The sequence below is a fragment of the Acinetobacter sp. G18 genome (assembly GCF_052660225.1).
The window spans coordinates 1,003,708-1,022,851 of record NZ_CP109658.1; the positions used below are offsets into that span (position 1 = coordinate 1,003,708).

Here is a 19,144-nt window from a genome sequence, read left to right on the forward strand (position 1 = left end):
GATTTAGAATCTTTTTTAACGGTATGATTTAAAGCAAGTCCAATAGTTTTGAGTCATTCCACTCATGTTAAAGTTGATTTATTACGTACCTGAGTCACATCTTGAGTCGACTAAACAGTCCATATTTACTGCTGGAGCAGGGGGTATAGGTAACTATGAACACTGCGCATGGCAAGTCAAAGGGATAGGGCAGTTTAAACCAGTCAAAGGTGCTGATCCTTATATTGGAGAGTTGGGAGAACTCGAACAAGTTGAAGAATGGCGCGTTGAAACAATTGTACTTGAAGAAAAGGCAAGTGAGGTTGCGAAAGCATTAAAGGCAAGCCATCCCTACGAAGAGCCTGCCTTTGAATTTATCCAAATTTTGGATATTAGTTAAATTGTGAGAAATCTGGTTTACGTTTTTGCATAAATGCCTGTACAGCTTCTAGCATTTCAGGTGATTGAACGCGTTGCATAAAGATTTCAGCTTCATGATCAATACATGCAATGATCTTATCTAGATCATGCTTCATCAATGCTTTTGTTTGTTTTAGTGAAGCAAGCGGTAATGCTGTTAAGTTCTGAGCAGTTGCCTGAGCGGCTGCATAAGAATCTTCCACCACTTCATTCACTAGGCCTGCTTGTAGAGCAGTTTCTGCATTGAATTTTTTTGCAGTAAACAGTAGTTCAGCTGCCTTGTGATAACCTGCTTGTTTAACCAATAGTTGGCTAGCACCACCTTCTGGAGAAAGGCCAAGGCTTACAAATGGAATTTGGAATAGGGCAGTGTTGTCAGCAAAAACTAAGTCTGCATGTAATAAAATCGTAACACCAATACCAATTGCTACACCTTTTACTGCAATAATAAGCGGCTTTGATAATTTGGCAGCAGATTTAAGGAGTACAAATGGAGGAACTTGACCTGCTGGACCTGCATTAGGATTTTGTACAAAACCCATAAAGTCTTTCATGTCATTACCAGCGGTAAAATCTTGCTCTACACCGCGTAAAACGACTACTCGGACATCTTTATTTTGGTCGGCTTCATCAAGCGCTTGAGCAATCCATAAGTAAAGTTCGCCATATAATGCATTTTTTGCTTCTGGGCGATTTATGGCTAAGGTGAGTACGCCACCTTCTAAATTTGCTTGTAAATGTTGATGAGGTTGTTGAATACAGCTAAGTGTCATCGTACTATCCTTGCTTTAAACCACGTTGTTGATTTTTAGGTTCTCATTATGGCGCATATTTTTTGTAATAAGCGTAACTGGTGAGTTCATAAAAAGTGAAAAACTCATTATGTATACATTTGACTATCTCGTTTTTATAGGGCGTTTTCAACCATTTCATTTGGCTCATATGCAGACAATTGAAATTGCTTTGCAGCAAAGCCATTATGTCGTTTTAGCATTAGGCTCTGCTCAAATGGAGCGCAATATCAAGAATCCGTTCTTAGCAATAGAGCGCGAGCAAATGATCTTGTCAAATTTTTCACCGGATGAGCAAAAACGTATTCGATTTGTACATGTCATCGATGTTTATAATGATGAGAAATGGGTAAAACAAGTCAAATCATTAGTAAATGGTGTAATAGAACCGAACTCAAAAGTTGGTCTGATTGGGCATTTTAAGGATGAGTCTTCTTATTATTTGAGACTATTTCCTGAGTGGATTATGGTTGAACTGGATAGCTTAAAGGATTCTATTTCAGCTACTCCAATGCGTGAAGCATATTATCGTGGGGAAATCCAAACGGAATTTTTTCCAGTAGGAACGATTAAATTTCTAGATGAATTTAAAGAAACTGAAGTTTATGCTGAACTACAACGCAAATATCTCATAGATGATAAAAGTAATTTAAATTAAATCAGTTTGTGGCCTTAATTCTTGAATCAGAAAATTGATAAGAACACGAATATGAAAAGATTCGTTTTTTTTATGTGGGTAGAGGAGAGAAAAAGGACGTGAAGTTCCTGAAAATTTTGTAAGAACTTCAAGCAACTCTCCATTTTTAAGTTCTTTTTCTACTATAAAACGGTAGGTTTGTAATAATCCTGCACTATGTTTTGCTAAGGTGACAGTACCTAAAATATCATCTAAACAACGAATCTTACCTGTGCTTTGATATTCAATAGTTTGATGATTTGAATTGAATAACCAAGGTACATTTTTTCCTGTACTAGGTAACACAAATTGAATGCATTGATGATTCTGCAAATCGTCAAGAGTCTGCGGTGTGCCGAAATTTTTTAAATATTCTGGTGAAGCCACCACAATTAGCTCAGCTTGTTCAAGCTGACGTGCAATCAAATTCGAATCAGCAAATTGTCGTCCACGAATTGCTAAGTCATATCCTTCTGCAATAAAGTCCACATTTTTATTAGTTAGTTGAACATCAACTTCGATGGCGGGATATTGCTGCGAGAATTTTGCTAATAATGGCAATATTCGGTAATGCCCATAAGGTGTCGGTATGCTGAAGCGAATCAAACCTGAGGGTTGTTGCTTTTGGTTTTTAAGTTGTTGCTCAGCTTCTAAAATTTGCTTTAATGCTTGTTTACATTCCTCAAAATACATTTTTCCTTGTGGTGTCAAACGTACTTGTCGAGTCGTTCTCATAAAAAGTGGTGTTGCTAAATGTTTTTCTAATCGGGCAATTGAACGGCTTACCGCTGCTGGACTAACACCTGCATGAAGTGCTGCTTTGGAAAAGCTTTCGTTTTCTGCGACTAAGCAAAATAGCTCTACGCTACTAAACATCATTCTTTTTAGCTGTTGAGCCATTTATTACACCATGTAAAAAATGATTTGAGTTCTGGGCTATTTAAGCACATATAAGTAAACAATAAGATGATTTTCATACCTTGTATGGAGTTATTTTATGAAACTATTTTATTCACCAAATGCCTGTTCTTTAGCGCCACATATTGTTTTAAGAGAGTTAGGATTTCCATTTGAATTAATCAAGGTTGATTTACACCAGCATTTAACAGAAATGGGTGAAGACTTTTACCAACTTAATAAAAAAGGACAAGTACCGTTATTACAGCTTGATGATGGTGCATTGTTAACGGAGGGCGCTGTAATTAGCCAATTTCTTGTTGACCAATCGTCACGAAAAGATTTATTAGCTGAAATAAATACCGCCGATCGTTACAAGACTCTCTCATGGATGAACTTTATTGCTTCGGAAATTCATAAAGCGTATTCGCCATTTTTCAATGATTCTTATAATGAACAATGCAAAAGTGTATATAGCATCATCCTCAATAAGCACTATTCATGGATTGATGAACAACTAAAGGGACAAAAGTATTTAACAGGAAGTAACTTTACGATTGCTGATATTTATCTTTTTGTCGTTACTCGCTGGGCTGATTTTATTGGGCTTGATCTAAAGAATTTTATGTATTTAACAAATTTTATGCAGAGAATCGCCGAGCGTCAAACAGTTCAAGATGCTATTGCAGCCGAATCCCTTTGTTATGAACGAAAATTATAAAAGGAGATGAGTATGCCTTATATCTTAATTCAAATTACTAAAGAAAATGTCTCGTTACAGCAGAAACAACAATTAATTCGAGAAGCAACGGAGCTTATGGTTCGTATACTTGATAAAGATCCTGCTACTACATTTGTGGTCATTAATGAAGTTGAAACCGATAACTGGGGTGTTGCCGGTGAAACTGTTTCTGCGATACGAAAAAGACAAAGTTTGAGTACTTAAAATGCAAAATAACGCTATTAGTGAAATTCAGCAGCAACTAGAACAATATTTTGACGGTCTGTATTTTTGTGATGTGCAACTTCTAAATAATGTTTTTCATCCTGATGCTATATATATCAATGTAACCGAGCAACCCGTACTACGACTTAGCATGGCTGAATATTTTCTGATTGTTGCGAGTCGAATTTCTCCAGCTTCAAAGCGACAAACACGACAGGATAAAATCAATTCAATCAATTTGATTAATGAACGGTTGGCACTAGTACATGTTGAATGCGTTATCCAGCCTAAATATTTTTATGATGCACTTACATTTGTGTTTGAAGATGATCAATGGAGAATTATATCGAAAGTATTCCATTATCAAATTTTAGCGGACTGAATGATTAAGCATCAGCCCAAAAAATAATACGGTTGGAAAAAGGATCGGTGATGCTGAGTTCAAGTGTTTCCCAATCTGTTTTTTCAACCTGAGGTTTAGAAAATTTATAATCTTTTTGACTAAGTTCACTATGTAACTCATAAATATGTTCCCAATAAATACGGATTGCACTATGAGGACTCGCATCTCCAAAATGCTCAGAGAGATGAATGATGCAATCATCTTTGGAGATTTGTAAATACAACGGAAAGTTATCTTCAAATTGGTGTTGCCAATCAAGCTGAAAGCCTAAGAAATCAAGATAAAATGATTGAGCTAACGCGACATCAAAAATTCTTAAAATAGGGGTAATCGAACCAGATTGCATCATTTTTCCTTTTAACGTGTACCAAATTGTTGTGTCCAGTAACTCTTTTGTTTAGCGGACTGATCCGAAGCACAAGCGATTGCATAAGTTGTAAACTTAGGGTTCATTAGGTTACTACAATGTAAAGGGCTTGCTAGCCATTTTGTCATTACTTCATTTAAAGTTTTTTGTCCACTCGCAACATTTTCACCATTGGCTTTACCAAGTGAATTATAAAGTTTTAAACGTGACTTTAAATCTAGTCCTGTTGAGCCAACATGTCCAAGAAAGTTATGTGTTGCCATATCTTGACTATGAGAGAGTGCACCTTGGTATAAGTTATTATTCCAACTCAGCGGCGTAGTTGCAGAAAAATACTGCTGACCACATTGGCGTGATTGCTGGCGAATTTGATTAATAGTATTAAGAATAGCTTGTTGAAAGGCAGGATTTTGTAAATCTTGGCAGCTTATTTCTGTAGGTGATTTCTGAATTTGTGGAGTAGAAGAACTAAGAGTCGGAGGCATACTCGAAGAGTTTACAGAACATGCAGTTAAAATAAGACTACAAACCGATAAAATAGAAACGTTTAGTAGACTCATAATCATGCCTTCATTTGAATTATTTTAATATTTTTATCATACGCCAAATTGAACTGATTGAGTGATTTTTATACAAGAGAAAAGCGAGTATTAGACTCCCTTTTCTCTACGTACGTTTATTAAGCTGATTGTAATGTTTTTAAGTCTTCTATAACTTGTTCAGCATGCCCAGCAGCTTTTACTTTACGGTAACTTTTAACTAAAGTTTTGTTATGGAAAATAAAGGTAGAGCGCTCAATACCCATTACTTTTTTTCCATACATATTCTTTTCTTTAATGACATCAAAGTGATTACAGAGCACTTCTTCTTTATCACTAATCAGATCAATAGTCAGTGCCTGCTTTTCTGTAAAGTTCTGATGAGCTTTTACCGAGTCGCGAGAGACACCATAAATACGAGCGCCCAAAGCATCAAACTGGTCTTTTAAACAAGAAAAACCGACAGCTTGTGTGGTACAGCCTGGTGTTGAATCTTTAGGGTAGAAGTAAATAATCAGCCATTCATTATCGACTTCAGCCAAATTAACTTCGCCGTGTGTAGTAGGGAAAACCTGATTTGGCAGTTGAATATTTTCAGACATTTCTTATCCTTTAAAAGTTAAATTTGATCTAATTCAAGTGGTAGAAAAGCGTATTCTTCATGATAAACAATATCGAGTTTTCTTACAGGAATAGCTTTGTTAAAAATTGGACCATCAATGACAGTGGTATGGAATTCGCCGCCCTCACCACATGGATCAATGCCACGGTTTTCAAGCTCTTCTATATATTCTAAAGATAAAATTTGACCTAAATCTTCTACTTTCATTCCTAGTTTAAGATTAACAGTGACAATTACACTTTTAAATCCAAGTTGAATAAACTCTTCAACAACTTCACGGTGCGGACGCAGCCAGAGTGGCATGCCTAATTTAAGCCCCACTGTTTGAGTGACACGGTCATGCCAACAACCATGTTCAGGCATATCTAAGTCACCTGTAACCAACACCTCTGCACCTTTTTGTTTGGCTTCATTCAGTAAGCTAATGAATTTACTTTCATAGTCATTCCAGCTAGATGAAGCCATAAATATGGGTAAGCCAATTGCTTGCGCTTGTGCTCGAATAATATCAAGTGGCATTGCATGCGAACGAGAACGTTGACCATGCTCTTCCAGCATAACAATTAAACCTATTACCTTGCCAGTTTTCATAGCTTGGTAGAGAGCAAGAGAGCTGTCTTTACCTCCACTAAATGAGACAATAGACTTTTTATCAGTTGCGTTGGTTTTCCATTGTTCTTGCATGGTTTATTTCGAATGACTAAATCAATGCTATTTTAACAGAGCTATAAAAAAACCTGCATAAATGCAGGCTTAATTTGACTCAATAAAAGCTTATTTTTTAGGAGCTTGTTGTTGAGCTGCTTTCATCGCATCTTCAGTTAACTTTTCAAGTTTAGTTGTTAACTGAGGACCCAAACATGCTTTAAGATCACGATTTTGTTGTTGTACAAAAGCTAAAGAACTTGGGCTTTTCTTCGCATTGATTGCGCTTTGAATTTCCCATTTTTGAGCTTCAGTTACTTTACCTTGAGCATCAACTTGGCAGTTACAGAATTTGCTAACTTCAGCTGAACTTAATTTACCGCCTTTTGCAGTTTGGTCTTTACAAACGTTGATTAATGCACCTTTAACGTTAGTGCTTTTATATGCCGCTTGAACTGGGTTTTCAGCTGCATGAGCTGAACCAGCCATAAGTGCAACTGCTGAGAATAAAGATGAAAGAATAAGATTTGATTTTAACAACTTCATAAATTTTACCTACTTATTGCGGTATGTAGCGTGTTGGATCGGTAACACCAGCATCGATAAAGCCTTCTTTACGTAAACGGCAACTGTCACACTTGCCACACGCACGTCCTTGAGCATCTGCTTGGTAGCAAGATACCGTTTGGCTATAGTCTACGCCATGTTCAATCCCTAAACGTATAATATTCGCTTTGGATAAATGTAACAGGGGTGTTTCAAATTTAAGTGGTTTTCCTTCAACGCCAGCTTTTGTTGCTAAACGAGCCATATTGGCAAAAGCATCAATAAATTCTGGGCGACAATCAGGATATCCTGAATAATCAACAGCATTGATACCAATCACAATTGCTTCAGCATTGAATACTTCGGCTGCTGCTAAGGCATATGAAAGGAAAATTGTGTTACGTGCTGGTACATAAGTTACAGGAATGCCTTCTTGTAATTGTTCTGGTACCGCAATGTTATGGTCTGTAAGTGCAGATCCGCCTAAATTTGCTAAATCGATATTAATAACACGATGTTCAACACCAGCACGTTGAGCTAATGCTTTTGCTGCATCGAGTTCAGTGGTCGAGCGTTGACCATACATAAAACTAATAGCAATACATTCATAGCGCGCTTGTGCCCAAGCTAGGCAAGTGGTTGAGTCTAAGCCGCCTGAAAGTAAAACAATGGCACGAGGGCGCATATTTTTCTCCATATTCGGAATAATTTATTTTATTGAGCGATTAACGACCTGATTCATCATTCCAAAGCAGTTTATGTAACTGTAGTTGGAAACGAACAGGCATTTTATCGTCCAGTATCCACTGTGCCAGATCACGTGCTAAACGTGGTAGGCCAACAGCACCTTTTTCAACTGCAAAAGCAGGGGAGAACCAAACGGTACTGACTTTAGTTTGCAGTTGATATTTTTCAACTTGTTGTTTTGACCATTCATAATCTTCACGGTTACAAATCACAAATTTGATTTGGTCATGTGAGGTTAGATAGTCAAGATTGCTGATGAGATTACGATGTTCTTCACCAGAAGTTGGAGTTTTTAAATCGAGAACTTTAGAAACGCGAGGGTCTACTTTTGACACATCGAGGGCACCACTGGTCTCTAAAGAAACGTCAAAACCTGCATCACATAAACGTTGTAATAAAATTAAGCAATTTGGCTGCGCTAAAGGTTCACCACCAGTCACACAAATATAAGGCGTTTTATATTTTTCAGCCGTTTCAATAATGTGCTCAAGTGATAAACGCTCGCCACCTTCAAAAGAATAAGTGGTATCGCAATATGTACAACGTAAAGGACAGCCTGTGAGACGAATAAATACAGTCGGTAGACCAGAGGCATTTGCTTCACCCTGCAACGAGTAAAAAATCTCGGTAATGCGTAAACCAGACGCAGGGTCAGAGACAGGAATTGCAGAGGAACGTAAGGAAGCCATTCTAGAAATACCACATTATATAAAAAATAAAATCTCTACGATCAGTGTTGATCGTAGAGATGAGGAGCGATTAAGGCTCCGCAAGAGAGTTATAACAAATTAGTCAGCGCGTAACAAATCGTTCAAGCTAGTTTTTGCACGTGTTTTTGCATCAACTTTTTTCACGATGATTGCAGCATATAAGCTGTAAGTACCACATTTAGATGGCAAGCTGCCTGAAACTACAACTGAACCTGCTGGTACACGACCGTAATGGATTTCGCCAGTTTCGCGGTCATAAATTTTGGTTGATTGGCCGATGAAAACGCCCATTGAGATAACTGAACCTTCTTCGACAATAACACCTTCAACGATTTCAGAACGCGCACCGATAAAACAGTTATCTTCAATAATAGTTGGGTTAGCTTGTAAAGGCTCTAAAACACCACCAATACCTACACCACCAGACAAGTGAACGTTTTTACCAATTTGAGCACATGAACCTACAGTTGCCCATGTATCAACCATTGTGCCTTCATCTACATAAGCACCAATGTTGACATAAGATGGCATTAACACCACATTTTTAGCTTGGAAGCTACCACGACGAGCAACAGCAGGAGGCACAACACGTACACCAGCAGCTTTAAATTGCTCTTCAGTCCAACCAGAGAATTTAGTTTCAACTTTGTCGTAGAAACGAAGATCACATGACTCGATTGGTTTATTGTCATTGAGTTTAAATGATAATAAAACAGCTTTTTTTAACCATTGATGAACAACCCATTCACCATTGATTTTCTCTGCAACACGAAGTGTACCGTTATCTAATCCAGCGATGGCTTCTTCAACAGCTTGGCGAATTTCGCTTGAGCAATCTGCTGCAGTAAAGTTTGCGCGGTCTTCAAATGCTTGCTCAATGATCGTAGAAAGCTGAGACATGATCTTCCTTCCATAAAAAATTTTAAAGATTTTACACTAATTTGTGACAAGAATCTTTGAAAAAACGTGTTACTTTTTAAGCGAGAGTTAAAGTGGAAAAGCTTATTAGATAATCAAGTGTTTTTTACACAAAAATGATTTGAAAATAAAAATTTAACTCAATTTGTATCAAAAAATAACAGAAATCTAGCAGTTTTTGTATAAAAAAGACTCTATGCTCTTGAATATAATTTTTGTCACAAGCTGAAAAATTAAAAACAGAGCCTTTTCTTGAGGAGAAAACGATGAAAGTATTACGTGTTTTAGTGACAACTACAGCTTTACTTGCTGCTGGTGCTGCAATGGCAGATGAAGCTGTTGTTCATGACAGTTATGCATTCGATAAGAACCAATTAATTCCAGTAGGCGTACGTGCTGAGGCTGGTACCACAGGTTACGGTGGTGCTTTATTATGGCAAGCAAACCCATACGTTGGTTTAGCATTAGGTTATAATGGTGGTGACGTTTCTTGGCGTGATGATGTGTCAGTAAATGGCACTAAATACGACTTAGATATGGACAATAACAACATTTATTTAAATGCTGAAATTCGTCCATGGGGCGCGAGTACTAACCGTTGGGCGCAAGGCTTATATATTGCCGCTGGTGCTGCTTATTTAGACAATGATTATGATTTAGCTAAACGTATTGGTAATGGTGGAACATTAACAATTGATGGTAACAATTATCAGCAAGCAGTTGCCGGTCAGGAAGGTGGTGTTCGCGGTAAAATGAAGTATGAGAATGATATTGCTCCTTACGTAGGTTTTGGTTTTGCACCTAAAATCAATAAAAACTGGGGTGTATTCGGTGAAGTAGGTGCTTACTATACTGGTAATCCAACAGTTCAGTTAACTCAATATAATCTTGCACCTGTAACAGGTAATACTACGCTTCCACAAGATGCAGTTGATAAAGAAGCAAATAAAATCCGTAACGATGACAAATACAAATGGTTACCAGTGGGTAAAGTTGGTGTGAACTTCTACTGGTAATAAATATAAAAAAACGAGCTTCGGCTCGTTTTTTTTGTACTTAGTAAAATAAAAGAGCTTAAAAGCTCTTTTATTTTATTCTTAATTTTTATTCATCTGGATAAGCAATTTTCTTAAGCGCTTTAATATCAGCATCGGGTGAGCATAAAGAAATAAACTCATAACCGTAACCACGTAATAAATGACCTTTACGAACAGCAATCCATGTAGTGTTAACACCAAAGATATCAGTTTTAATTTGCTTTAAACGATAGTCACGTTCTGCATCGTAAGCAACATCGTTGACAATTCCGACGCCCATGCCAAGTTCTACATACGTTTTAATAACATCGGCATCAAGAGCAGACATTACAATATCAGCATCGATTTGAGCGTCTTCAAATGCTTTATCAATTTTTGAACGGCCTGTAAAACCACCGTGATAAGTAATTAGCGGATATTCAGATAGAGCATCAAGATCAATCTTATTGAGCTTTGCAAGCGGGTGATCTTGCGGAGTAATAATACTGTGTTGCCATTGATAGTATGGAATACTTGCTAAGTTTTCTTCAGTTGTTAAAGACTCTGTCGCAATACCAATATCTGCTTCACCTTGTAAAAGCATTTCTGAGATTTCAACGGGGCTGGCTTGTTGCAAAATCAAATGTACTTTAGGGAATAGCTTTTTAAATTGATTCACGATCGGTGGTAGTACATAACGTGCTTGAGTATGCGTTGTTGCAATCGTGAGTGTACCTTCATCCACTTTATTAAAATCATCGGCAAGACGTTTAATATTTTCCGCATCTACAAGCATACGCTCCACAATGCTAAGGAGCGATTGGCCTGGTTCAGTTAAACCAAGTAAACGTTTACCTTTACGAACGAAAAGTTGTACACCTAATTCATCTTCTAAATCTTTAATATGTTTACTTACACCTGATTGAGAGGTGTATAGCGCGGCAGATGCTTCCGTTAAATTAAAATTTTGGCGTACTGTTTCTCGGATAATTCTTAATTGTTGAAAGTTCATTTACACTTTTCCTCGAAAGAGGTGAGGAACGGCTTTAAATTCCGCGAGATGGCTCCTCACCAAATAATTCCTTAAGCAACTTGATCTGCAAATAGATGAAGTTGAGATGCACTCACCCAAACAGTTTGATTTGGTTTAAATGCATGTTGTTTTGCAGCTTCACTGCTCAGAGCAATCTCAATTAAACGTCCATTACGATCTTGTAATTCCGCCACTACTTTTCCAGCAATCCAGACTTCACGTACAAAAGTTGCTTCAATTGTATTTGCCTGAGGTTGCGAATGAATATGTAACTCATCCGGACGGGCAAAAGCAATCACTTTTCCTTGCGGTGCCTGAACTGTAGTCGGTAATTCGATACGATCATTGCCAATACGGATAATACCGCCAGCATGTTCACCTTCAAAACGATTGGCTTGACCCAAGAAATCAAATACAAATGGCGTTGCAGGTTTTTCGTAGACTTCTCGCGGCGAACCAATTTGTTCGACATTGCCTTTATTCATCACAATAATCTGGTCGGCCACTTCAAGAGCTTCTTCTTGATCATGGGTTACGAAAATTGAAGTGATATGCAATTCGTCATGCAAGTTGCGTAACCAGCGACGTAGTTCTTTACGGACTTTGGCATCTAGTGCGCCAAATGGTTCATCAAGCAATAGCACACGAGGCTCTACAGCGAGTGCTCGAGCTAAAGCAATACGTTGACGTTGACCACCAGAAAGCTGAGCAGGGTAGCGGTCTGCTAAAAAGCCCAGTTGAACTAGGTCAAGCAGACGAGTAACACGTTTTTTAATCTCAGCTTCCGAAGGACGGGTCGCACGAGGGCGAACACGTAAACCAAAGGCAATATTGTCAAATACAGTCATATGACGGAATAAAGCATAGTGCTGAAATACAAAGCCGACTTGACGTTCGCGAACATGGACATTAGTTGCATCTTCGCCTTCAAGTAACACTTGACCGCCATCTGCTGACTCTAAGCCAGCAATAATACGAAGTAGTGTCGTTTTACCGCAGCCAGATGGTCCGAGTAGCGCAACTAGTTCGCCCTCTGGAAAATCTAGGGAAATATTTTTAAGCGCATGGAATGCACCAAAGTGTTTTTCAATATTCTTAACTTGAATACTCATGATTTCATTCCTTACGAATCAGTTGAATGCGGTTCTGGTTTGTCTTGATGTAGTTCTAACCAAGTTTTCAATACCAGTGTTAATAAGGCTAAGAAAGCAAGTAATGAGGACACGGCAAAGGCTGCACTAAAGGTGTACTCGTTATATAAAATTTCAACATGAAGTGGCAGGGTATTGGTTTCACCACGGATGTGGCCAGAAACTACCGATACTGCACCGAACTCACCCATTGCACGCGCGTTACACAAAATCACGCCGTAAATTAAACCCCACTTAATGTTAGGCAGAGTGACTTTCCAAAAGGTTTGCCAGCCTGAGGCACCAAGTACAATCGCAGCTTCTTCTTCCTCTGTTCCTTGCGCTTCCATAAGAGGAATTAGCTCACGTGCAACAAAAGGAACGGTAATAAAGATGGTTGCTAAAACAATTCCGGGCACCGCATATAAAATCTTAATGTCATGGTCCATTAACCAGCCGCCTAACCAACCTTGAGCACCAAAAATCAGTACAATCATTAAACCTGCAATAACAGGTGAAACTGAAAAAGGCATATCAATAATAGTGGTTAAAATCGCTTTGCCTTTAAACTGGAACTTGGAAACAGCCCATGCAGCGGCAACACCAAATATCACGTTAATTGGAACGGCAATCGCTGCGGTGAGTAATGTTAATTTCACCGCTGACAAAGTATCTGGATCAATTAAAGCCTGAACATAAACTTCAAGGCCTTGTTTAAATGCTTCAACAAAAACCAAAATAAGTGGCAGCATTAAGCAACTAAGAAAGAAAATCAGTGCAACAGTAATGAGTGTATAACGTACCCAAGTCGGTTCACGAGTCGCATCACGAGACTGTAGCTTCAAAGCAAGTGCATTGCTGTCGGTATGTAGGTTCATGTGATATTTCTCCCTGTACGACGGTTTGCCCAGGCTTGCAGTAAATTAATAGCAAATAAAATAATGAAAGAGAGAACTAACATGACCGCTGCAATGGTGGTTGCACCTGCATAGTCATATTCTTCAAGGCGAGAAATAATCATGAGCGGGGCAATTTCTGTTTTAAACGGCTGGTTACCTGCGATGAAAATTACAGAACCATATTCACCCACGCCACGAGCAAATGCTAAAGCAAAGCCTGTAAATAGAGCAGGTAGTAATATTGGCAAAATAATTTTAGTAATCGTCTGCCAGCGATTTGCTCCAAGTGCAGAAGCAGCTTCTTCAAGCTCGGTTTCGATATCGCTTAGTACGGGTTGAACAGTTCGAACAATAAAAGGAATACCAATAAATACTAAAGCGAGCGTAATCCCGATCGGTGTATAGGCAACCTGAATACCGAGTGGTTCTAAATATTGACCAATCCAGCCAGTCGGTGCATAAAGTGATGTGAGTGCAATACCTGCAACTGCGGTAGGAAGTGCAAAAGGTAAGTCTACTAAGGCATCAACCAGACGTTTTCCGGGAAAGTTATAACGGACAAGGCACCAAGCTAAAAGTAGTCCGAAAACAACATTAATAAACGCTGCAATTAAAGCTGAACTAAAGCTGAGTTGAAGCGATTTTAAAATACGTTCAGAGGTTAAAATTTCCCATAGTCCGTCCCATCCGATGCCAAATGATTTGATAAAGACTGCGGCTAATGGAATAAGCACAATAAAAGAAACGTAGGCGAGGGTGAAGCCCAATGATAGACCAAACCCAGGCAGCACTCGGGATCGCTGCGACATGATATTTCCTCAAAGAGAAAAGCCTGCTGAAACCAGTAAGCGAATAAATAAAGATAAACGGCGCGGTATAAAGCTGGGTATTAAGCAAATTTCAAAGAGAAATGTGTCTTTACCGGATCAATAGATGAGTGGCTACACATCGAGTCTTCAGGAAGTAGATAGTTCAGTAAGTCAGGGAATGGGCCAAAACCAGAAGCAACATTGATATGACCGACTTGCCCAAGATTAATTGGGTTTAATTGCCAAGCTTTAGCAAGTTGTAAAGCATCAAAAAAATCTAACCAAGGATCATTTTCACTAATCAGTAGTGTTGTAGGCACATTAATTTTTAACTGATGAAAATAATCTTTGTAGTCAGTCAAGCTATGGCGGGCAAAGCCTGCTTCACCAAAACGTGCTGGATTTGCAGGAGCAACCAAAATTAGTTTTTTAACTTGAACTTGTAATTCAGGATGCTCAGCCAAAGCAGCAACACTTGTTAAGCAACCGAAACTATGCGCAACAATTTGTACTGGTGCTTGAACTGCTTGAACTGTTTTAACAAATTGTTCAATCCATTCACTTAATACGGGTCTATCCCAGTTTTTTTGCTCAACACGAGAACTAGACACGAGTTGACGCTGCAACCAAGATTGCCAATGTTGATGTTCACTTCCACCTACACCTGGAACAATTACAGAGTGAGTCATGTCTGTTCTCCTTATCCTTAGTACAAAGAATTACTTCTCTGCACTATTGATTTTCACGATTTGATCGAAAACACCACCATTATCAAAGTGTTGTTTTTGCACTTTTGTCCAACCGCCAAACTCTTTATCAATCGTCACGAGTTTCAATGGCTTAAATACATTGCTGTATTTTTTGAGTACAGCTGCATTACGAGGGCGGTAGAAGTTACGTGCTGCAATTTCTTGGCCAGCAGGTGAGTACAAGTAGTTAAGGTAACCTTTAGCGATGGTGAGATTGCCTTTTTTGGCAGCATTTTTCTCAACAACAGCAACTGGTGGTTCAGCTAAAATCGAAAGAGACGGGGTAATAATTTCAAATTTGCCTGGTTGTTCGCGAACAGCTAAATGAGCTTCATTTTCCCAAGCAAGCAATACATCACCAATGCCACGTTCAGCAAAAGTCGTGGTTGCACCGCGTGCACCCGAATCTAGAACTTTAGTGTGCTTATAAATTTGGCGGACATATTCTTGTGCTTTAGCATCGTTACCACCTGGTTGATGTTTTGCCCAAGCCCAAGCTGCAAGGTAGTTCCAGCGAGCACCGCCAGAAGTTTTCGGGTTTGGTGTAATAATTTCTACACCTGGTTTGATTAAGTCACCCCAGTCTTTAATTTGTTTAGGGTTACCCTTGCGTACCAAAAACACGATTGTTGATGTGTATGGAGTAGAGTTTTGCGGTAACTTCTTCTGCCAATCAGTTGGGAGCAATTTTGCTTTTTCAGCAATTTCATCAATATCAGCTGCAAGCGCTAATGTCACAACGTCAGCATTTAAGCCATCAATCACTGCACGAGCCTGTTTACCAGAACCGCCGTGTGATTGCTTAAACTGAATATCTTGACCAGTACGCTGTTTCCAGTAAGTACCAAACTGCTTATTAAAGTCTGTATATAACTCACGAGTAGGATCGTAAGAAACGTTTAAAAATTCTTGTGCTGCAAATGATGAAACAGAAAGAAGCGCAGCAATAACCCCAACTTTTAATTGAGAAAAACGCATGAGATAACCCCTCAAAAATACGAAATGTTCAAAACATGAACGCAGAATAGCGCTAGTCTTTATTCTAAAAAAATAATAAAAAACGAATTTAATATGAAAAATATAGAAATATAAAAAATGGATAAGCTATTCTTAAATCTTGATATATAACAAGTTTCAAAAGTGCTGATTAAATCGGTATAATTTTTTAAAATCAGTCATTTATTAATTAAATGAAAGGTGTTGTATTGTTGGGCGGTTTTTAAGAAAGGACGGACTAAGCATGTGGTGTTTTAAAAATGGGCAACCTGTTGAAACCATTCCGTTACTAGACCGAGCATTTCATTATGGAGATGGATGCTTTACCACAATTCGTATTTTTCAAAATAAGATTGAGCTTAAGGCTCGACACTGGGAACGTCTAAAATTTGCCTCCCAAAAACTAGCTTTAACTGCAAACTTTGACTTCATTGAACAGAGTTTACAGCATCTATATAAACAAAACCTTGTACTCAATGGCACTTTAAAAATTGTAATTAGCCGTGGTGAAGGTGACCGTGGTTATAGTTTGCCAAAGCATGAAGCTGATATTTATGTCTGGTTCTATCCAAAAGCATTAGATCAGTTCCGACCAGACTTTATTAAGTGTGGGGTTTTAAATCAGGCCTTGGGTTTAACCATGCCAAGTCTAGTTGGACTTAAATCTTTAAACCGTCTGGAACAGGTACTGCTAAAAAAAGAAGCAGATCAACAAGGGTGGGCAGAAGCATTAGTATCTGATGTACAAGGTTATATTGTTGAAGGGGTAAGCAGTAATTGTTTTATTCGTTTAAATGATAGATGGATTACACCGGAACTTCGCTATAATGGCGTCCACGGTGTGATGCGCGCAGAAATTTTGGCGCGTATGCAGCACCATGGAATTGCCTGCGAAGTCAGAATAATTGAATTAGATGAAGTGCCACAAATACAGAGTCTATTCTTTTGTAATGCTTTACATCCAATGCGAGTAGTTACTCAAATCGGTGAACAAACTCTAGATTTACAGGCGTGCCTAAATTTATTTCATAATCTTAACTTGAATCAGATTCATTAATATGCCGAAGCCACCTGTGAACGCGAAAGCAAAAAATGCTAAAAAAAAGGGCAAGAAAACAGCATCTCATTTTCCTAAAAAGTTGGTGCTGATTGGCTTTTTTATCGTTTTAATTTCTATTTTTGCTATTTTGTGGTCAAGTTTATTTAAAGCTTATCCTGTTGAAGGGAAAAAGCAGATGCTATCGATCACATCAGGTGAGACCTATTCTGGTTTTATTGATCATTTAGCTAAAGACAACAAAATCCATTTCCCAATTGTACTTAAGCTTTATCAAAAGTTCATGATTCATGACAGCATGAAAGCTGGTGTGTATGAAATCGAACAGGGAATGAGTGTAAGGCAAGTATTAGAGATGTTGTCTAATGCTGATAATGCTCAGATGAACCGTGTTTTGGTGATTGAAGGTACGACCTTTAAACAGCTTATTACTGCTTTGAAAAATGATAAAAATGTAAAAAATACAATACTCGATCTACCTGATGATCAGCTCATGAAGGTGCTAGGAATTCCATATCATCATCCGGAAGGTTTATTTGCGCCTAACACTTATTTCTTTGCAAAAGGTGAGACTGATAAAAAAATCCTAACCGCTTTATATCATCATCAAATGAAAGCCTTAGATACTGCTTGGGCAAATCGTGCACCAAACTTACCTTATAAAGATAAGTATGAAGCTTTAATTATGGCTTCAATTGTTGAAAAAGAAACAAGTGTAGATAGTGAGCTTGGGCAAGTATCTGGTGTATTTGTGCGCCGTTTGAAAATTGGTATGCGTTTACAAACTGACCCAACCGTGATTTATGGAATGGGTGATAACTATAAAGGCAAGATTACTCGCGAAGACTTACGTACACCAACTGCATATAATACCTATACTATTAATGGTTTACCGCCGACACCAATTGCTTTACCTAGTCAAAAGGCAATTGAAGCAGCATTACATCCAGATGACTCAAATAATATTTATTTTGTGGCAACTGGTAATGGCGGTCATAAATTTACAGCAGATTTACAGGCTCATAATCAAGCGGTACAAGAGTACTTATCCGTGTTGAGATCGAAGAAATAAGGAAAAAAGATGTTTATTAGCTTTGAAGGCACGGAAGGGGTAGGTAAAACTACACTCATTCGAAAAATTCATCAGCATTTTGAAGAGCAAGGTAAACAAGTTGTTTTAACCCGTGAACCAGGTGGTACGCCTTTAGCAGAACAAATACGTTCAATGCTTTTGGCGGTGAATCATGATGAAAATATGAGTCACGATACTGAACTACTCTTAATTTATGCGGCACGTGCGCAACACTTACAACAAGTGATTTTGCCGGCTCTAGAGTCTAGCAAAATTGTTTTAAGTGATCGCTTTACCGATGCAAGCTTTGCTTACCAATGTTCGGGTCGTGGTTTAAGCCAAGATAAATTACAGCTTTTAAATCAGAACTTTGTTTCACGTATGCCAAACGTGACTTTCTGGTTAGATGCACCGATTGAACTCGGTATGAACCGTGCACGTGAGCGTGGAGCTTTAGACCGTTTTGAACAAGAAAAGTTAAGTTTCTTTACTAAAGTTCGTGAAGGTTATGAGACCTTATGGAAAGCTGAGCCTGAACGTATTAAACGTTTAGATGCTACGCAAAGTCCTGATCAGGTTTTTGAGCAAGCCTTACAATATTTAGGATAAATAATAAAAGCCACTCTCATATTTGTGGGAGTGGTTAAAAATAATGACAAATCTGCTTAAAAAGAACATAGAACATATTGAGCAATATTTTATGCTATTTTGAATACTGTTCTTAAATCGAAGAAAAACAAGGATGAAAAGTTCAAAAGAAGAAATTATAGCGTTTCTTGAAAAGGAATTTCCCCCAAGTCTTGAACATTGCACGATTGAATCAGTTACGCCTAAAGCAGCTGTCGTTTATTATCACGTAGATCAAAGACATCAACGCCCAGGCGGTACCATATCTGGACCTACCATGATGACTTTGGCAGACTTTGCTTTGTATATCGCAATACTCGGTGAAATTGGAATTGTTGGTTTGGCGGTAACGACGAATTTTAATATTAACTTTCTTAGAAAACCCGCAGGTGATAAAGATCTACGCAGCGAATGTAAGCTCATGAAAGTAGGGAAGAGTCTTGTCGTGGGTGAGGTATGGATTTATTCAGTAGGATTAGATGAACCTGTAGCGCATGTAACCGCGACTTATTCAATTCCACCTAGACCATGAATATTAAATTCAAAAAAG

26 protein-coding genes are annotated in these 19,144 nt (G+C 38.3%); 10 read left to right on the forward strand and 16 right to left on the reverse strand.

Annotation, left to right across the window (positions count from 1 at the left end; translation table 11 throughout):
* The first annotated feature begins 64 nt into the window (after positions 1–64).
* Positions 65–379, forward strand: coding sequence for an NGG1p interacting factor NIF3 (locus tag NE363_RS04705; RefSeq protein ID WP_311069429.1), 315 nt, complete (start codon positions 65–67; stop codon positions 377–379).
* Here the strand turns inward: NE363_RS04705 and NE363_RS04710 are convergent.
* On the reverse strand, positions 372–1,172 hold the full coding sequence (locus NE363_RS04710; protein ID WP_445535929.1) for an enoyl-CoA hydratase: 801 nt from the start codon (positions 1,170–1,172) through the stop codon (positions 372–374). The two genes, NE363_RS04705 and NE363_RS04710, sit on opposite strands and share 8 nt — an antisense overlap.
* Positions 1,173–1,281: 109 nt before the next feature.
* Here NE363_RS04710 and NE363_RS04715 point away from each other — a divergent pair, with 109 nt between their 5' ends.
* Positions 1,282–1,848, forward strand: a complete 567-nt coding sequence (locus tag NE363_RS04715) for a nicotinate-nicotinamide nucleotide adenylyltransferase (RefSeq protein ID WP_445535930.1) — start codon at positions 1,282–1,284, stop codon at positions 1,846–1,848.
* Here NE363_RS04715 and NE363_RS04720 read toward each other — a convergent pair.
* Positions 1,840–2,766 (reverse strand): LysR family transcriptional regulator, encoded by a 927-nt coding sequence (locus tag NE363_RS04720; RefSeq protein WP_445535931.1) that lies wholly within the window; start codon positions 2,764–2,766, stop codon positions 1,840–1,842. The genes NE363_RS04715 and NE363_RS04720 overlap by 9 nt on opposite strands.
* 97 nt (positions 2,767–2,863) lie before the next feature.
* On the opposite strand from NE363_RS04720, the gene gstA reads away from it, so the two are divergent.
* From gstA to NE363_RS04735, 3 genes are read left to right on the forward strand one after another with little or no spacing between them, the layout of a single operon-like run.
* Entirely contained in the window at positions 2,864–3,484 is a 621-nt protein-coding gene (gstA, locus tag NE363_RS04725) for a glutathione transferase GstA (protein WP_445535932.1), read from the forward strand.
* Between the two features lie 12 nt (positions 3,485–3,496).
* Positions 3,497–3,709: a tautomerase family protein gene (locus NE363_RS04730; RefSeq protein WP_167563163.1), complete on the forward strand. Its 213-nt coding sequence runs from the start codon at positions 3,497–3,499 to the stop codon at positions 3,707–3,709.
* A 1-nt stretch (position 3,710) separates the two neighbouring features.
* On the forward strand, positions 3,711–4,091 hold the full coding sequence (locus NE363_RS04735; RefSeq protein WP_445535933.1) for a nuclear transport factor 2 family protein: 381 nt from the start codon (positions 3,711–3,713) through the stop codon (positions 4,089–4,091).
* A 4-nt stretch (positions 4,092–4,095) separates the two neighbouring features.
* On the opposite strand, the gene NE363_RS04740 is transcribed toward NE363_RS04735, so the two are convergent.
* The 8 genes from NE363_RS04740 to dapD all read right to left on the reverse strand — a co-directional run bounded on the left by NE363_RS04740 (position 4,096) and on the right by dapD (position 9,188).
* On the reverse strand, positions 4,096–4,458 hold the full coding sequence (locus tag NE363_RS04740) for a glyoxalase superfamily protein (RefSeq protein ID WP_004699925.1): 363 nt from the start codon (positions 4,456–4,458) through the stop codon (positions 4,096–4,098).
* A gap of 11 nt (positions 4,459–4,469) precedes the next feature.
* Entirely contained in the window at positions 4,470–5,039 is a 570-nt protein-coding gene (locus NE363_RS04745; protein WP_445535934.1) for a CAP domain-containing protein, read from the reverse strand.
* 119 nt (positions 5,040–5,158) lie between these two features.
* A complete protein-coding gene (locus NE363_RS04750; RefSeq protein ID WP_107972630.1) occupies positions 5,159–5,620 on the reverse strand; it encodes a peroxiredoxin in 462 nt (153 codons plus the stop codon).
* A 17-nt stretch (positions 5,621–5,637) separates the two neighbouring features.
* Positions 5,638–6,324, reverse strand: coding sequence for a Dph6-related ATP pyrophosphatase (locus NE363_RS04755; RefSeq protein ID WP_445535935.1), 687 nt, complete (start codon positions 6,322–6,324; stop codon positions 5,638–5,640).
* 90 nt (positions 6,325–6,414) lie between these two features.
* The gene (locus NE363_RS04760) at positions 6,415–6,831 is read right to left on the reverse strand and encodes a hypothetical protein (protein WP_445535936.1); all 417 of its coding nucleotides are present in this window, start codon (positions 6,829–6,831) and stop codon (positions 6,415–6,417) included.
* A gap of 13 nt (positions 6,832–6,844) precedes the next feature.
* Positions 6,845–7,516 carry a 7-cyano-7-deazaguanine synthase QueC gene (gene queC, locus NE363_RS04765; RefSeq protein ID WP_001247780.1) on the reverse strand — a complete coding sequence of 224 codons (672 nt, stop codon included), beginning with the start codon at positions 7,514–7,516 and terminating at the stop codon, positions 6,845–6,847.
* Between the two features lie 40 nt (positions 7,517–7,556).
* Positions 7,557–8,267 carry a 7-carboxy-7-deazaguanine synthase QueE gene (gene queE, locus NE363_RS04770; protein ID WP_134261990.1) on the reverse strand — a complete coding sequence of 237 codons (711 nt, stop codon included), beginning with the start codon at positions 8,265–8,267 and terminating at the stop codon, positions 7,557–7,559.
* 99 nt (positions 8,268–8,366) lie between these two features.
* Complete coding sequence (gene dapD / locus NE363_RS04775) at positions 8,367–9,188, reverse strand: 2,3,4,5-tetrahydropyridine-2,6-dicarboxylate N-succinyltransferase (protein WP_004699931.1); 822 nt, start codon at positions 9,186–9,188, stop codon at positions 8,367–8,369.
* A gap of 284 nt (positions 9,189–9,472) precedes the next feature.
* Here dapD and carO point away from each other — a divergent pair, with 284 nt between their 5' ends.
* On the forward strand, positions 9,473–10,222 hold the full coding sequence (gene carO, locus NE363_RS04780; RefSeq protein ID WP_019457257.1) for an ornithine uptake porin CarO type 1: 750 nt from the start codon (positions 9,473–9,475) through the stop codon (positions 10,220–10,222).
* Positions 10,223–10,310: 88 nt separating this feature from the next.
* Here carO and NE363_RS04785 read toward each other — a convergent pair whose 3' ends face one another.
* From NE363_RS04785 to NE363_RS04810, 6 genes are all read right to left on the reverse strand, one after another.
* Complete coding sequence (locus tag NE363_RS04785) at positions 10,311–11,234, reverse strand: CysB family HTH-type transcriptional regulator (RefSeq protein ID WP_019457256.1); 924 nt, start codon at positions 11,232–11,234, stop codon at positions 10,311–10,313.
* A 71-nt stretch (positions 11,235–11,305) separates the two neighbouring features.
* Positions 11,306–12,367 carry a sulfate/molybdate ABC transporter ATP-binding protein gene (locus NE363_RS04790; protein ID WP_002052588.1) on the reverse strand — a complete coding sequence of 354 codons (1,062 nt, stop codon included), beginning with the start codon at positions 12,365–12,367 and terminating at the stop codon, positions 11,306–11,308.
* Between the two features lie 11 nt (positions 12,368–12,378).
* Positions 12,379–13,263, reverse strand: a complete 885-nt coding sequence (gene cysW / locus NE363_RS04795) for a sulfate ABC transporter permease subunit CysW (protein ID WP_002052783.1) — start codon at positions 13,261–13,263, stop codon at positions 12,379–12,381.
* Positions 13,260–14,093 (reverse strand): sulfate ABC transporter permease subunit CysT, encoded by an 834-nt coding sequence (gene cysT / locus NE363_RS04800; protein ID WP_004699938.1) that lies wholly within the window; start codon positions 14,091–14,093, stop codon positions 13,260–13,262. The genes cysW and cysT overlap by 4 nt, the downstream gene beginning before the upstream one ends.
* An 80-nt stretch (positions 14,094–14,173) precedes the next feature.
* The gene (locus NE363_RS04805; RefSeq protein WP_016804963.1) at positions 14,174–14,782 is read right to left on the reverse strand and encodes an RBBP9/YdeN family alpha/beta hydrolase; all 609 of its coding nucleotides are present in this window, start codon (positions 14,780–14,782) and stop codon (positions 14,174–14,176) included.
* Between the two features lie 30 nt (positions 14,783–14,812).
* Positions 14,813–15,820: a sulfate ABC transporter substrate-binding protein gene (locus NE363_RS04810; protein ID WP_002052521.1), complete on the reverse strand. Its 1,008-nt coding sequence runs from the start codon at positions 15,818–15,820 to the stop codon at positions 14,813–14,815.
* A gap of 262 nt (positions 15,821–16,082) precedes the next feature.
* Here NE363_RS04810 and pabC point away from each other — a divergent pair, with 262 nt between their 5' ends.
* The 4 genes from pabC (at position 16,083) to NE363_RS04830 (ending at position 19,126) form a co-directional block, all read left to right on the forward strand.
* Positions 16,083–16,895, forward strand: a complete 813-nt coding sequence (gene pabC / locus NE363_RS04815) for an aminodeoxychorismate lyase (RefSeq protein ID WP_445535937.1) — start codon at positions 16,083–16,085, stop codon at positions 16,893–16,895.
* Between the two features lies 1 nt (position 16,896).
* Positions 16,897–17,967: an endolytic transglycosylase MltG gene (mltG, locus tag NE363_RS04820; RefSeq protein ID WP_445535938.1), complete on the forward strand. Its 1,071-nt coding sequence runs from the start codon at positions 16,897–16,899 to the stop codon at positions 17,965–17,967.
* Between the two features lie 9 nt (positions 17,968–17,976).
* Positions 17,977–18,576 carry a dTMP kinase gene (gene tmk / locus NE363_RS04825; RefSeq protein ID WP_004699949.1) on the forward strand — a complete coding sequence of 200 codons (600 nt, stop codon included), beginning with the start codon at positions 17,977–17,979 and terminating at the stop codon, positions 18,574–18,576.
* A gap of 133 nt (positions 18,577–18,709) precedes the next feature.
* Positions 18,710–19,126, forward strand: coding sequence for a PaaI family thioesterase (locus NE363_RS04830; RefSeq protein ID WP_004699951.1), 417 nt, complete (start codon positions 18,710–18,712; stop codon positions 19,124–19,126).
* Positions 19,127–19,144 lie beyond the last annotated feature (18 nt).